Genomic DNA, 14,305 nt, shown 5'->3' with positions numbered 1-14,305 from the left:
CCGACCTAGGCGCTGGCTTTCGCCGGTGCAATTCCCGCACCGATGGCCACGGCATCCGCGACCTGCGCGATGTTTTCGGGCGAATAGAGCTGCGGGTTGGGAAGCGGGCGGCCTTCGTGGCTGAACTCCACCAGTCCGGCCACGAATTGTCGGGCCGCCTGGGGCGAAACTCGTTCCATCTGCTCTACGGGGGTGCGCATGGCCCGGCGCAAATCGTGCCAGGACGCGATTCGCGTAATGCCGGGCACGCTGTCCCAGAAAATCTCTCCCATCACGCAGACGCTTTTGCCGAGACACGCCGCTTCCCAGCCTACGCTGCTTGTCAGCGTCACTACTCGTTCGCACCGTGCCAGTACCTCGCGCGCATGAACTTCGGCTGGGAGAAAGGCCAGATTGGAACAGCGCTCGCGTAGTTCGCGGAACTTGGGGCGCAATAGTGCGCCCTTGTCCACGGGGTGCTCTTTGACGACGAGGATCTGATGAGGGCCGAGACATTTGAGGATGTTCTCGATCGTCGCCACCTGATTGGACATGAATTCGCTCATGTAATTGAGCGTGGCCTCCGGCTCCTGATGGAGCGGCAAAAGGACGACCTCCGACGCCTCGGGGATCTGCTCCAGCCGGTCGTATCCCTCGGAAAAGCTGGCCAGAAACCCCTGTAACCGCTTGGAATACTCCTCACTATACGTCTCGTAGCGGAAGGCGTGCGGCTTGCTCAGATTACTCGATCGCCGGTCGCGCCAGCGCCACAGAACCGACTTGGCCAGACCGACCGTCAGCGGTCGCAGACTGCGTCGACCTGCCAGGTTGCGGACATAGTAGGGCTTGTAATCGCTCTGCCGGACCTGGCCGAGATACGTATCGGCGAGCTCGAGAGCGCGCGCGGAGGGTTCGGGCAGGTCAAGCGCCTGACCCGACAGCGTCAGTGGATCCGGCAGCCAGTAGAACATGCCTTCGATGGGGCAGTACATCGGTGCCAGATAGACGATCCCGCGATCGCGGGCTTCGATCAGCAGGACTTCCGATATCTCGATCGCGATCAGTTCGTTCACCACCGCCACCGGGCTCCACCGGTCCAGAAGACCTCGCCACCAGGCAATCTCCTTGCCGAGGATTTCGAGCCGTTCCGCCTGGGAGTATCGACCCAGGAAGCGCTCGGACATAAATGATGTCAGGAGGTAGTGCGGCGGAACTTGCGCAGGCTCGATCGTGTCGAAATCCTCTTCGAAACAGGCCGATACCGTGCATCCCTTGGCCCGTACCCGCGCCGCTTCCTCGCGTGTCAGGGTCGCGAAAATCGCTTCGTAGCGATCGTCTCGCAGTTCCGGATAGAAACCGGCCTGGTATCCGCGTGCGAAGAAAACGACGTTCGGCTTCCGATCAGGTGCCTGATTCATGCGTAGAAATCCCCGCTCCTAGCCTCGATGAACATCGCAGGATCTATCTCGTCCAGACCGACGGGACGCCCGCCCTCGAGATGGGATTGCACGATGGCAAAGAGAATCTTCTGACCGGTCAGGATATCGCGCTTGAGAGCCTGACTGGCCTGCTGCGCTGCTATCTGTCCGTGCAGTGCCGCCATGAGTTGCATGATCGGCGCCAGCGCGCCTTGCGGCACCTCGGGTGGCTGGTAATCGAGACGTTCGGGTTCGTGGTAGGGATTGTCTCCTGCCGGATCGGCCGATCGCGCTGCTCCGGGTGCAGGCTTTTCCCGGCCCGACCGCCACAGGCTATGCCCGTTCGCCACCACCGCAATCTGCGCGGTCTCCGTCGCCATCCGGAAATCCGTCCCGGGAAGCTGGGTCACATGCCCCATGAAGCCGCCCTGGAAGTGAATCGTCGCGTGTTTCACGACCGGATCGTTGAGAATTCTCATACCCGTGCGCTCGACGGGGCCCAGCCGTGCCTCCACCGCCTCCACGGGCGCGCCCGAAGCCGCCATGAGAATGAGGTCCACCGTGTGGGGATGGGACCAATACAAGGTGCGCTCGCCGAATTCGCCGAAAGCTTCCTTCAACTCTCCGAAGCGACCCGATTTCGCCATCGCGAGCGCCTCGCGATATATGGCAAGGTGCCGCCTAAGCGCCCCGAGCGTGACGAACACGTCAGCCCGATCGAGCAGAGCTTCGAGGCGGGACAACTCCCCCATCGAACTGCACATCGGCTTTTCGACGTGCAGCGCGCGCGTCCCCGCCTCGATCGCATCGATCATGATATCAGCCCTGCCGATCGTGCGGGTGGCGATCCCGAGCAGATCGGGAGCACCGGCGGCGAGCATCCTGCGGTAATCGGCGTATCTGCGTTCGACGCCATAACGCTCGCCGGCGCGAGCAAGGCTGTCCTCGTTGGAATCGCAAAGCGCCACGAGGTCCAGCCCCTCGGCCGCCTCTATCGCTTCGGCGTGAGCGAGCGGGAAGTAGGAATCCGGGCCATGAACCCGCATGCTCTCGCTGCTAAAAGCGCCCATGCGTCCGCATCCGACGACACCGGCGGTCAGATTGGATGTGCCGCTCATGGGTTCCATTCCAGCAGATAGGTAATCGCATCGTCCTTGCGCTGGTCGAGATCGGCATAGGCCTGCGCAATGTCTTCGCCCCGGTAGGTGCCGGAAAGGATCGGTTGCGGATCGAGGCGGCCATCTTCGATTGCACTGGCCAAAAAGGCGATATTGTCGCGCTGGTTGAAGCGGATGAAGCCGCGTGCGTCGTTCTCCAGGGGCGACGCGCCTACCGCCTCGATCCTCAATTGCTTCGTGTAGAAGTACTCGCTGGCCAGCGGGTTAAACTCCCCCGGCTGTTCGTTGCGCCCGGGAAAGCCGAGGCAGGCGATCATACCGTTTTTTGCGGTGAGCCGCAGAGCGAGAGCGAAATCGTCCCACCCGTTGGTGGTCGCAACGACGATATCGGCTCCTTCGCCGAGCGCGTCGGCCAAAGCATCTTCCCGGTCTCGCGAAAACACCCCGCTTGCGCCGTACTGCTTCGCGATGTCAGCCGGCTTCTGGTGGCCGGAAAGTGCATAGACCCGTGCTCCGGCAAGGGCGGCCATCGCCACCGTGGTTAGCCCCAGAGCGCCGAGACCGATAACGAGGACCCTGTGACCGACCCGCACGTCGCTACGTAGCACCGCATTGTAACCGAGGTGGAACAGATACGCCGCCACGATATGCCGGGCCTGTGCTTGCGCGGGCAAAGTGTACAACGCCCCGGCGGCCGGCATTACGAAATGGCTGCGGTGCGATTGCAGGCTCAACACCCGGTCACCCGGGGCGAAACCGGTCACGTCCGGCCCGCACTCAAGGACCCGCGCCACATTGCAGTAGCCTTGCAAGCGCGGAAAGACGACGCCCGGGCGGAGAGGAGGCAGCCCGCGCCAAGCGGCCAGTTCCGTGCCGGGCGAAATGGCAGAGACGATCGTCTCGCATAAAATCTCGCCCTTGCGGGGGGCGTCAAGACGCTCCTCCCGCAATACCAGCTTACCCGGCCCTTCCAGCCAGACGGTCCGTGCCGAACGCACACTCATACCGATCGCCTCTCACGCAAGCGGGGCCACGAAGCGGTGGTTTTCGGAAAACGCGCGCGCATGACGCTGCGCCTTCTCACCGCGGAAGCGAAACCGCAAGCGCTTCTCGCGCACGCCGCGGAATTCGTTCACCCGGCAATCGTGGGCCCGGAGGAAATCGGTGATGACATAAAGGGCCATTGCATCGCGTCAGGCTAGAGGCGCCGGATGTCGTCATGGGGCAGGACGCAATCCGGGGCCCACGGCGGGAGGCAGGAGATAGCGGTACGTCCCGCCTTGAGTGCTATGACGAGAGCAAAGGAATTGAGGCCGACCACCCAGCGAGCCTTACCAAGCGCTTCGCCCATGCTCGCCGCCCTGTCGAGCGTGACGCCCGGATGTGCTGCGATCCATCCGTCATACTTGTCCGGTTCGTCCGAAGGATGCGGACGAAGGCGGACTCCAACGTTCTGCCCAATTCCCAGCGAAGTCCGGTTGGCCATGAAATGGTCGAGCGCCTGAAATTCGCCGGGCGTATCATACCCCCAGCTGCTGCGCGCAGGCTCCGCCACGAACAGTACGTCCCCTTCTCGCGGCACTGGCCCGGCTTCCCGGGCCTGATTTTCGAGATAGGAGTTGGGCTGCTGCGAAATCGTCATGCCGCCGAATTCTCGGCGTGCGATGGCCGCAGCATATTCGTCACCGACCCAGAGCGCGTCGGGCAGCTGCCGCTCGCCGTTCCGCTCGAAGCGGGGTGCGTAGTTCACCCAATGGTCCAGTACCGCGATGGAATGAATACCACGGCGGGCTGCGATGACGCGCGCGTCGTGCTCCATGTCGCTCGCCCAACCGGTTCCGCTCAGCAGAGTGGCGGCCCCTTCGAGTGCGGCTGCAATCGAAGGTACTGGCGAGCAGCCCGGGAATTGTGCCCGCCACAGGCTCTCCGCCGGGCCTGCCACTGCTACCTGCAGGTCGTTGCGCGCGCTTGCGGCGATCCACGCGAACATCATGTTCGCCGCCCCCGCATCATGCGCGACGACCGCGACCGGACCGGGCAGATCGTCGATCATGCGAAGCGCCCGTAAAGCACGATGTCCTGCGGCTCGCCCTCGACGATTTCCTGCGCCACGCGCACGCCTTCGCGGGTCATGCCCGATCGTTCCATCAGCTTCACCATGCCACGATTGCAGGCGAGCGTTCCGGCCGTGACCTTGCGGATGCCGCCCCCCGTCGGGGCGAGAAGCCAGTCGAGCAGCAGGTTCCACGCCTCCTGTCCGTAGCCGCCGGACCAATAATCGCGGTTGCCGATCATGATGCCCACATCGCAGGTGTTGTGGTGCGGATTGGCATAGGCTGTCATCGTGCCGATGGCGTCTCCAGTCGCCTTGTCGCGGATCGAAACGAAACGGTTGGGGCTGTCTGCAAAGCTGGCGAAGTAATCGCGGCAGGTCTGGAGGGTATGCTCGCGAAAGCGCTGGTTGGAAAAGCGCGTCACCTCCGGATCGCGCAGCCAGCCGAGATAAGTCTCGGTTATGTCCTTCGCCTCGAACGGCCGAAGCACGACCTTCGTGCCTGCAATCTCCGGGAGGGGCGCCACGCCTAATCCTTCAGCTGATCGAGATTGTCCCATACCTTGTGGAACGCGGCGACAATATCCGCCACATCCTTGCGAGGCAGTTGATTGAGGCAGATCGACAAGCCCAGGAAGCTCGTATCCTGAAGCTCTTCCGCCACCGGACATGTGCCGATGCCATAGGCGAAATTGCGATCCTTGCGTAGGCTCCAAGGGAAGTTGCCGGTCCCATAGGCGACCTGCTCGGTGAAGAGCGGCAGGCGGTGGATATTCTGATATGCGGCGGCCAAGCCTGGCACCCCTTCCGCACGCAGGGCATCCGCGATCTTCGCGCGCGATATGCCAAGCGCCTGGGTATCCAGCACCATGCCGTAGACGTAGTAGACATGCGTGGCGCCGTCCTTGACCTTGGGCGTGGTCAGTCCCTTGAGGCCGCCCAGCCCCGCGTTCAGCTCGTCGGCGACGCGCTGCCGGTCGGCGACGCGTTCTTCCAGTTTGTCGAGCTGGACCGAAGCGATCGCTGCCTCGATCTCGCCCATGCGGAAATTGTAGCCGATCATGTTGGCGAGATCTTCGCGGCTCTTCGGCTTGATGACGCTTTCGGCGTGGTTGCGGATCAGCGCGAGCCGCTCTGCCAGAGCATCGTCATTGGTGACGAGGATGCCACCTTCGCCGCAATGGATATGCTTGTGATAATTGAGGCTGAAGCCGCCGATATCGTATCCGGTGCCGGTGAAATCGCCTTCGCGCAGCGCGCCAGGGGCCTGGGCAGTATCGCCGAGCAGCTTCAACCCGTGCTCGTCGGCAATCGCGCGAAGTGCGGCGACATCGGCGGTCATGCCGAAGATGTCGACCGCCATGATGGCCTTTGTCCGGGGTGTGATCAGCGACCGGACGCTTTCGGGATCGATGTTGAAGGTTTCGCGGTCGATATCGGCGAAAACGGGGATCGCATTCCAGTGGAGGATCGCCATTGCGGTGGCCGACATCGTCCAGGGCGTGGTGATGATCTCGTCCCCCGGCTCGACGCCGATCGCGCCGACTTCCGCGATGAGCCCGCTGGTCCAGCTGTTCACCCCGAGCGCGTGCTTGACCCCGAAATACTCCGCCGCCTTCTTCTCGAACGCGCGCACTTCGGTGCCGCCCATGAACATCTCGCCCGGCGCGCCGATATAGGCGGACAGGACGCCCGATCGCACGACGCGCGCCGCCGCTTCCTCCTCTTCCCGACCCATCGACTGGAAGGGTGCAAGCTCGCGGGAGATGACGGGAGTTCCACCGTGAAGCGCCAGGGTGTCGGTCATGTCGGAGTGCCTTCGTTTGCTGTATCGAGTGCCTTGCGGCGGATTGCTTCGCACAGCCGCTGGGCGGCTAGCGCTGTCTTGGCAGTGCTAGCGAGCGGCGCATTCTGGTCGAGCGTTTTGCGGATATTGTCGTAGGCGCTCGTCATCGCGGCATCCAGGCCATGAGCCGACGATGTCGCCAGCCCCAGTTCGCGATAGCCCGCGAAAACACTGCTGTCTTCCACGAGCCTGCGCTCGATCCGCCGCCCGCCGTCGCGAAAGGCGATCTGTTCCTTCTGGAAGCTGAGCACGAGTTCGAACTGTGTGACGTACCGCGCATCGCCCGCAATGAGGTGGACGGGCGCGCCGTTCTGCGCGGTCAGGATCGCGCTGACGGTGGGGTCGTCATCCCAGTGGTCGGACCGCGCGGGCCCGACCGAATGAAGCCCCACCTCGCCGACGAGGAATCGCAGCAGGTCGACCATGTGCCCGCCATTATGGACGATCCCCTTGGTATAGATCGCCGAGGCCGCGATCAGCGCGCCATACCTGCCGGCGGCGATCCGAGACGCCTCTGTCACGATCTCCGGCGCCCAGCGACGCAGGTGGTTCACGGCGAGAGGGACGCCCGCGGCTTCGTACTGCCCTGCCAGCTTCTCGGCCTGCGCAAGGTTGGACCCCAGCGGTTTTTCGCAGAAGACGGCGCGGGGTTTCATCGTCGCCGCCCAATCCAGATGCGCGGCGTGATGGCCGGTGGGCGAAGCGATGACGATCAGGTCGAATTCGCCCGGCTTCGCGCCCAAGGCATCCAGCGATGCGGCGGCCTGCGGTACATCCCAGCGCCTGGCGAAGGCATCGCGCGTCGCATCGTCCGGATCGACGCAGGCGACGAGTTCAAAACTGTCGTCCCTTGCAATGGCGCCGGCATGGCTCAGCGGCCACTCGTCGGGCGAACGCTGTGCGTCGTATCCGCCCGCAATGGCCCCGCAGCCGATGATGAGGACGCGGTACGCCATGGCGAGGTCAGGCGATCAGATCCCAGCTTGTGGGGGTGCCTTTGGTCAGCGCGCGGTTCACGCGCTTGCCCAGCAGTACGTCGTAGTGCTTGGGGGCGAGGCCGAAGCCGGGGCGAACCGATCGCAGGTTCTTCTCGGTAAATGCCTCGCCCTCCGCCATGTCCTCGGCGACGTAGAGAGAGCGGCGGAACTGGCGCGATCCGCCTTCGGCTTTGGTGCCCCCGTAAGTAACCTGCCCCAGCGATTGCCATGCGCGCTCGGTCTCGTCGCGCAGCTGCTGCAATTCATGCGGCTCCAGGCTGAAGGCGCTGTCCACGCCGCCATCGGCGCGCGCCAGCGTGAAATGCTTCTCTATCAGCACCGCGCCCAGCGCCGTCGCCGCGACCGATACGCCGGTGCCCATCGTGTGATCGGACAGGCCGACCTCGCAGCCGAAGGTGTCGCGCATGTTGGGAATCGTGCGGATATTCGTGTTCTCCGGGGTCGCCGGATAGGTGCTGGTGCATTTGAGGATGCAGACCTGCTCGTTCCCCGCCTCGCGGCAAGTGCGCAGAGCCTCGCCGATTTCGACCACGCTGGCCATGCCGGTCGAGATGATCATCGGCTTGCCGGTTTTCGCCACCTTGCGGATCAGCGGAAGATCGATCGATTCGAAACTGGCGATTTTGTAGGCCGGAACATCCAGCCCTTCGAGGAAGTCGACTGCCGTAGCGTCAAAGGGCGAGGAGAAGCAGTCTATGCCCAGGCTCTTCGCGTGTTCCATGATCGGCGCGTGCCAATCCCACGGGGTATGCGCCTCTTCATAAAGTTCGTGCAGCCGTCGCCCATTCCAGAGCGAATTTTCGTCCTCAATCGTGAAGCCCGGTCCATCCACGTCGAGCGTGATCGTGTCGGCCGTGTAGGTTTGCAGCTTGATCGCATCGGCACCGTGTTCGGCAGCCGAGGTGACGATCTCCAGCGCACGGTCGAGCGAGTGGTTGTGGTTCCCGCTCATCTCCGCGATCAAGTAGGGGCGCTCGGACAGGCCAATGGTGCGGCCATTGATCTGCATGGTTCGGTTCCTATTCGACTTCTATTTGGGTGTAGGTGTGCGCCTCGCGGATCGCCGGCCAATCGTCCGCCAGCACCGCCATCCGGACGACGTCGTAGCTCTCCCCATCCTTCCAGATATGCTGCCGCAAGACGCCCTCGACCTTGCTGCCGAAGCGTTCATGCAGCGAAACCACGCGATCGTTGGAAGAGAAGACCTCGCACCACAGGCGGTTGAGGCCCATCGTCTCGAAGACGTAGCGATAGACATTGAGCTCGAGGGACTTGGCCAGCCCTTTGCCGCGCGCTTCGGGGCTGGCGATGTAATAGGCCCAGCAGGCCCGGCGGTTGACCTGGTCTATGTCGCTCAGGCTCAGCACCCCGACCGGGACATCGCCATCGGTCAATTCGATGATCCATACGATATCGCGGAGCGAGGCCTGAATCCGTTCGAACCACGCCCGCTGATCGGCAGGTGATATGTCCGGATCAGTATACATGTAGCGGGTGATCTCCGGCAGCATGCGCCATTCGCGCACGCGGTCGAGATCTTCTTCGCGGATACGGCGCAATCTGCAGGCCATATGCTCTCCTATGCGCTCCCGAAGAGGGCTTGCGCGATGCGCATGGCCCCCTTGCCATCTACCAAGGCGGTTGCCGCGCGGTTCATGGCGCGACGCTTTGACGCGTCTCCTATGGCGCACTCGATCGTTTGAGCCAAGGAGACTTGCGGCGGCGTGGCACCGTCACCCGGATCATAGCCGAGGACCACTCCCGCCGCGTCGAGAAACGGGACGCTCAACCGCTGGTTGTCGGCGCAGACCATGCAGACCGTGGGCGGGCCGATGCAGCACCGCTCCCAAATGGCGCCGCCGCCCGCCCCGATCTGGAGGTCGTGGCGGGCAAAGAACTCGGCGAGGTTCGGCAAGTCCAGCGCAAGGCTGGTACCGGCGCGATTCGCGATCCGGGCACGCAAGCGATCGAGTGCCGGATTGGCCGAGGTCGATACGATTTCTACCGGGCCTTCCCAACCGATACTATCGAACGCGTCCAGCACCGTGAAATTGGCCCCGCACGCATCGACGCCGCCCATGAACACGCCGATGCTGCCGACCTGGTCATGCATCTCATAACGCGGCGCACCGGCATAGATGGGGCCCAGCATAGCAAAGGCGGGACCGGCGAGCATGTGCATGGACGCGGGAGTCAGGCCAGCGTATTTCGCGCCATGATCGGGGTGGAAATTGTGATCGACCAGCCACTCGCCCGACAGGCGCCGGTCGGCCAGGTCGTCGATCACCATCAGCGGCACGCCCAGCCGATCGCGGACCGCATCGTGCCAGCGCGCGTCAAACGCGTAATGATCGACGATGACGGCGTCGAAGTCCTGGCCTCGCAGGGCGGCGCAGGTCTCTTCGGCGTCGCGTTCCTGCGGGACGCGGGCCCAGTGCGAATGTGGCACCAGCGGATCGGGCGTGAACGCTGCTTCCGGGGGGGCGAGCGACAGAATGGCGGCATCGTCAAGGTCGAGAAAAGACCCGGCGTCGAGATCCAGCTGGCGATGGATGAACCAGATCTCAGCGCCATTCTCGCGCAGCGCATGCGCGACCGCCGACATCCGCTTGGCATGGCCGGTGCCGATCTCGGTCGAAACGTCCAGCCGGATCGCGACCTTCATTGCGCGAGCGATTTGTACAAGATTTCCGCGCGCTTCCAGTCTTCCGGAGTATCAATATCGACGACGCGCCATTCGGGCAGCACGATGGCGCGCCCATTGGCATGGGCGGAGCCACCTTCGAGCCAGGTATCCGCCTTGGCCCAGTAGAACTGGCCCGCGTCGAAATAGCCCGGCTCGAGATCCTGCGTGCGGGTGCCGACATGCTCGGGATTGAACGGCGCGACCTTGCCATCTTTGTCGCACTTCAGCGCACGTTGGATCGGGGAGGGGAAGCCGGTGACGGGGAAAGTGTAACCTTCGCCCCCATGCTCTTCGAGCAGCGCCAGCGCCTCGTCGAGGTCTGCCGTGCGGATGAAGGGCACGCCGGGATAGATGCAGCAGCAATGCGTCACGTCCCAGCCGAGCCCGCGGCAGGTCTCGATGGCATGCGCGATCACAGGCACGGTCGGGGTGATGTCGTCGGCCAGTTCGGCAGGACGGCGGAAGGGGAGTTCGGCACCGAATTCGCGCGCGATGGCGGAGATTTCCTCGTCGTCGGTCGAAACCACGACGCGGTCGATCGCCTCGCACGCCAGTGCGGCCTCGATCGCGTAACCGATCATCGGCTTGCCCGCGAAGGGCTTGATATTCTTGCGCGGGATTCGCTTGCTGCCGCCGCGCGCGGGGATCACCGCGATCTTCATATCACGTGCTCGCGGATGACCTGCGCCACGCGGTCCTGCTCCTCATCGGTCATCGCGGGGAACAGCGGAATGGTGATCGCGCGGTCGTAATAGGCTTCGGACGCCGGGAAATCGCCGCGCTTGAAGCCCAGCCGCTCGTAATGAGGCTGGGTGTGGATCGGGATGTAGTGAACGTTCACGCCGATCCCCGCCTCGCGCATCGCGGCGAACAGCCTCGCGCGGTCGCACTTCGCCTCATCTGTCAGCTCGACCACGTAGAGGTGCCAGGCCGAGGTCCGGTCGACGAAGCGCTTGGGCAGTTTCAACGGGAGATCGGCCAGAATCCGATCGTAACGGTCGGCCCGCGTGGCGCGTTCGGCCTGCATCGTGTCGATCCGTTCGAGCTGCGATGCGCCGAGCGCAGCCTGAATATCGGTGATGCGGTAATTATAGCCCAGATCGACCTGCTCGTAGTACCAGCCGCCTTCCGGCTCGCGCTCCAGAAGGTCGGCATCGCGGGTCACGCCGTGAGAGCGCAGCAGGGCGATCCGTTTCGCAAGGTCCGCGTCCTGCGTCGTGACCATTCCGCCTTCGGCCGAGGTGACGATCTTCACCGCGTGGAAGCTGAACACGGTCGCGTCGGCATATTGCCCGCCCACCGGCTTGCCCTGGTACTGTGCGCCGGTCGCGTGGCTGGCGTCCTGCAGGATCTTGAAGCCGTAGCGATCGGCCAGCGCGCGGATTTCGGCAAGGTCGCACGGCATCCCGGAGAAATCGACCGGGATCACGACGTCGGGCAGCGCGCCGCCCTGCTCCGCCTGCTCAAGCTTCTCCGCCAGCCGCTCGACCGACATGTTGCGGCTGCCCGGATCGATATCGACGAAATCGACCTCGGCGCCGCAATAAAGCGCGCAATTGGCGCTGGCGACGAAGCTGTTGGGGCTGGTCCAGACCCGGCTGCCGGGGCCCACGCCCATGGCAAGGCAGGCAATGTGCAGCGCCGCGGTTGCATTGCTGAGCGAAACCGCGTGCGCGACCTGATGGCGCGCGGCGAAGGCTTTCTCGAACCGCTCGATCGCCGGCCCCTGCGTCAGGAAATCCGACTTCAGGACATCCACGACCGCGTCGATATCGGCCTGTTCGATCTGCTGGCGGCTGTAAGGGATGAAGGCCATCGCCGCAGATCGCCTCAGTCGATTGCCTGGCCGATGACGTGCTTGTCGATCAGATCGCGCAGCTCTTCCACGGTGAGGAAATCGGGGTTGCTGCCGCTGTTGTAGGCAAAGCCGGGTTCCACCGGCTTCCCGCCGTTGGCCTCGCAATATTGCTCGATCGTCTGCGGCATGCCGACCGGCAGGATGGCGTAGTAATCGCCCATGTCGACCGTGTTGAAACTGTCCGAGGCGGTGATCATTTCCTCGTGGATCTTCTCGCCCGGACGGATGCCGATCACCTTCTGCTCGGCCTCGGGCGCAACGGCGGTGGCGACGTCGCCGATCCGGTAGGACGGGATCTTGGGCACCAGAACTTCGCCGCCCTGTGCGTTCTCGATCGACCACAGGACCATCTCGACGCCTTCCTGCAGCGAGATGTTGAAGCGGGTCATGCGCGGATCGGTGATCGGCAGCACGCCATCGTCCTTCTTCGCCATGAAGAACGGGATGACCGAGCCGCGCGAGCCCATCACGTTACCGTAACGCACAACGGAGAAGCGCAGGTCGCGATTGCCGGTGACGTTGTTGGCCGCGACGAACAGCTTGTCGCTGCACAGCTTGGTCGCGCCATACAGGTTGATCGGGGCTGCGGCCTTGTCCGTCGAGAGGGCGACGACGCGCTCCACCTTGTTGTCCAGGCACGCCTCGATCAGGTTCTGTGCGCCCAGCACGTTGGTCTTGATGCATTCGAACGGGTTGTATTCGGCGGCCGGCACCTGCTTGAGCGCGGCGGCGTGGACCACGATGTCGATCCCCTCCAGCGCGCGACGCAAGCGCTGTTCGTCGCGCACATCGCCGAGGAAATACCGAAGCGCGGGGAATCGCGATTGCGGGAAGAGCTGCTGCATCTCGAACTGCTTCAGCTCGTCGCGCGAATAGACCACCAGACGCCGGACATCGGGATAGCGATCCAGCACGGTGCGGATGAAGGCCTTGCCGAACGACCCGGTGCCGCCGGTCACGAGGACGGATTTGTTGTTCAGCATGATGGTCGGGAAACTCGCCTGTCGCTTTGTGATGGACGAGAGCGCCTGGCCCGACACGTGCCGAGCCCGCCCCCGAGAACTCCGCGACCCCTTACAACCGTGCTTGCGGCGAAGGCAACGGTGTTCTTGGCGGGGCGCCCGGAGCGGTCCTATTGCCGGGTGATGCGCAAATCGTCTAAGGGCAACAGCGAAGGTTCACCCCTTACCGGATAAACCGTCTTGTTGCTCGATACGAAGCCGGGGGCGCTGGACTTGCGCCACCCGTTCAACCCTATACGAGCGATTATTCGCTATGGCGTTGCCTGGACGCTGGTGGTGTTCGTGCCGCTGGTCACGTACGACACGCTCGAAACGGTCGAGGCGTTTACCGATCCAGTGATGGTACGGACGGCGATTGCCGCGTCGATCGCGCTGCTTTCGGGCCTGTTCCTTGTCGGGCGCGTGCTCAACCTGCCGGGCACGCGGGGCACGGTTCACGGCGTACCGATCATGTTGCTGGCCTTCGGGCTGGCGGCGCTGGTCCTGTTTGCCTTCAGGATCGAATACAGCCGCCTTTTCCTGCTCTATTCCACGATCACGGGCACCTTCTTTGCCATGCGGTTGCGCTGGATCGACCGCGATCTGGTGGCCCAGACGTTCCATGTGGTCCCGTTCGGCAAAGCGAACCGGATGCAGGAAGTCGCCAAGTTCCCCACGCAGATGATGACCGCGCCCGTGATACCCGAGGGGTCACGGGTCAGCATCGTGGCCGATTTCCGCGCCGACCTGTCGGACGAATGGGAGCGCCTGCTGGCCAACGCCTCGCTCTCAGGGGTGCCGGTCTACCATTACAAGCAGCTGCTCGAATCGATCACCGGGCAGGTAAAGATCGAACATCTTTCCGAAAACTCCTTCGGATCGCTGATCCCCAACCAGTCCTACACCCCGATCAAGCGGCTGATCGACGTGGTCGGCAGCATCATTGCAATCGTCCTGACCCTGCCCGTGATGCTGGCGCTGATGCTGATGATCTGGCTGGAGGACCGCCAGTCGCCGTTTTTCGTCCAGACGCGCACGGGCCACGGCGGACGCCCGTTCCGCATGTACAAGTTCCGATCGATGACCAGCCGCCCCCCTGCCAGGGGCGATGCGGCGCGCGATGACGCAATCACCAAGGACGACGACAAGCGGATTACCCGCATCGGCCGGGTCATCCGCAAGATCCGGCTCGACGAGCTGCCGCAATTGTTCAACGTGCTGAAGGGCGAGATGAGCCTGATAGGCCCACGCCCCGAGGCCAACCAGCTGGCCGAGTGGTACGAGGAACACCTTGCCTTCTATTCGTACCGCAACATCGTGAAGCCGGGGCTCACCGGGTGGGCGCAGG

At 63.7% G+C, this 14,305-nt stretch carries 15 protein-coding genes; 1 reads left to right on the top strand and 14 read right to left on the bottom strand.

Annotation, left to right across the window (positions count from 1 at the left end; genetic code table 11):
* Nucleotides 1-5 precede the first annotated feature (5 nt).
* The 14 genes from ADAD_RS0102440 to pseB are packed head-to-tail and all read right to left on the bottom strand — an operon-like array spanning nucleotide 6 to nucleotide 12,939.
* Nucleotides 6-1,397: a capsular polysaccharide export protein, LipB/KpsS family gene (locus ADAD_RS0102440; RefSeq protein WP_010408852.1), complete on the bottom strand. Its 1,392-nt coding sequence runs from the start codon at nucleotides 1,395-1,397 to the stop codon at nucleotides 6-8.
* Entirely contained in the window at nucleotides 1,394-2,515 is a 1,122-nt protein-coding gene (locus tag ADAD_RS0102435; RefSeq protein WP_029139848.1) for a Gfo/Idh/MocA family protein, read from the bottom strand. Before ADAD_RS0102435 ends, ADAD_RS0102440 begins: the two co-directional genes overlap by 4 nt.
* The gene (locus ADAD_RS16545; RefSeq protein ID WP_083825545.1) at nucleotides 2,512-3,519 is read right to left on the bottom strand and encodes a zinc-dependent alcohol dehydrogenase; all 1,008 of its coding nucleotides are present in this window, start codon (nucleotides 3,517-3,519) and stop codon (nucleotides 2,512-2,514) included. The genes ADAD_RS0102435 and ADAD_RS16545 overlap by 4 nt, the downstream gene beginning before the upstream one ends.
* A 12-nt stretch (nucleotides 3,520-3,531) precedes the next feature.
* Nucleotides 3,532-3,699, bottom strand: a complete 168-nt coding sequence (locus ADAD_RS16945) for a hypothetical protein (RefSeq protein ID WP_010408846.1) — start codon at nucleotides 3,697-3,699, stop codon at nucleotides 3,532-3,534.
* A 14-nt stretch (nucleotides 3,700-3,713) separates the two neighbouring features.
* Nucleotides 3,714-4,568, bottom strand: a complete 855-nt coding sequence (locus ADAD_RS0102420) for a hypothetical protein (protein ID WP_010408843.1) — start codon at nucleotides 4,566-4,568, stop codon at nucleotides 3,714-3,716.
* A complete protein-coding gene (locus ADAD_RS0102415) occupies nucleotides 4,565-5,095 on the bottom strand; it encodes a GNAT family N-acetyltransferase (protein WP_010408840.1) in 531 nt (176 codons plus the stop codon). The genes ADAD_RS0102420 and ADAD_RS0102415 overlap by 4 nt, the downstream gene beginning before the upstream one ends.
* 2 nt (nucleotides 5,096-5,097) lie before the next feature.
* Nucleotides 5,098-6,375, bottom strand: a complete 1,278-nt coding sequence (locus ADAD_RS0102410; protein ID WP_010408839.1) for a DegT/DnrJ/EryC1/StrS family aminotransferase — start codon at nucleotides 6,373-6,375, stop codon at nucleotides 5,098-5,100.
* Nucleotides 6,372-7,370, bottom strand: a complete 999-nt coding sequence (locus ADAD_RS15420; protein ID WP_010408838.1) for a Gfo/Idh/MocA family oxidoreductase — start codon at nucleotides 7,368-7,370, stop codon at nucleotides 6,372-6,374. The genes ADAD_RS0102410 and ADAD_RS15420 overlap by 4 nt, the downstream gene beginning before the upstream one ends.
* Nucleotides 7,371-7,377: 7 nt before the next feature.
* Complete coding sequence (gene pseI, locus ADAD_RS0102400) at nucleotides 7,378-8,421, bottom strand: pseudaminic acid synthase (protein ID WP_010408837.1); 1,044 nt, start codon at nucleotides 8,419-8,421, stop codon at nucleotides 7,378-7,380.
* 10 nt (nucleotides 8,422-8,431) lie between these two features.
* Nucleotides 8,432-8,983, bottom strand: a complete 552-nt coding sequence (gene pseH, locus ADAD_RS0102395; RefSeq protein WP_010408836.1) for a UDP-4-amino-4,6-dideoxy-N-acetyl-beta-L-altrosamine N-acetyltransferase — start codon at nucleotides 8,981-8,983, stop codon at nucleotides 8,432-8,434.
* Nucleotides 8,984-8,991: 8 nt separating this feature from the next.
* Complete coding sequence (pseG, locus tag ADAD_RS0102390; RefSeq protein ID WP_010408834.1) at nucleotides 8,992-10,077, bottom strand: UDP-2,4-diacetamido-2,4,6-trideoxy-beta-L-altropyranose hydrolase; 1,086 nt, start codon at nucleotides 10,075-10,077, stop codon at nucleotides 8,992-8,994.
* Nucleotides 10,074-10,760 carry a pseudaminic acid cytidylyltransferase gene (gene pseF / locus ADAD_RS0102385; RefSeq protein ID WP_010408828.1) on the bottom strand — a complete coding sequence of 229 codons (687 nt, stop codon included), beginning with the start codon at nucleotides 10,758-10,760 and terminating at the stop codon, nucleotides 10,074-10,076. Before pseF ends, pseG begins: the two co-directional genes overlap by 4 nt.
* Nucleotides 10,757-11,914, bottom strand: coding sequence for a UDP-4-amino-4,6-dideoxy-N-acetyl-beta-L-altrosamine transaminase (gene pseC / locus ADAD_RS0102380; protein ID WP_010408822.1), 1,158 nt, complete (start codon nucleotides 11,912-11,914; stop codon nucleotides 10,757-10,759). Before pseC ends, pseF begins: the two co-directional genes overlap by 4 nt.
* Nucleotides 11,915-11,928: 14 nt before the next feature.
* Nucleotides 11,929-12,939, bottom strand: a complete 1,011-nt coding sequence (pseB, locus tag ADAD_RS0102375) for a UDP-N-acetylglucosamine 4,6-dehydratase (inverting) (RefSeq protein ID WP_010408819.1) — start codon at nucleotides 12,937-12,939, stop codon at nucleotides 11,929-11,931.
* A 219-nt stretch (nucleotides 12,940-13,158) separates the two neighbouring features.
* Between pseB and ADAD_RS15415 the strand changes: the two genes are divergently transcribed.
* Nucleotides 13,159-14,305 (top strand): sugar transferase (locus tag ADAD_RS15415; RefSeq protein WP_158005183.1); only part of this gene is annotated, 1,147 nt, incomplete at its 3' end.

The sequence above is a fragment of the Citromicrobium sp. JLT1363 genome (assembly GCF_000186705.1).
In the GTDB taxonomy this organism is placed as follows: Bacteria; Pseudomonadota; Alphaproteobacteria; order Sphingomonadales; family Sphingomonadaceae; genus Alteriqipengyuania.
The sequence above is the reverse complement of the archived record's forward strand: the minus strand, read 5'-3'. Positions and strand labels throughout refer to the sequence as shown.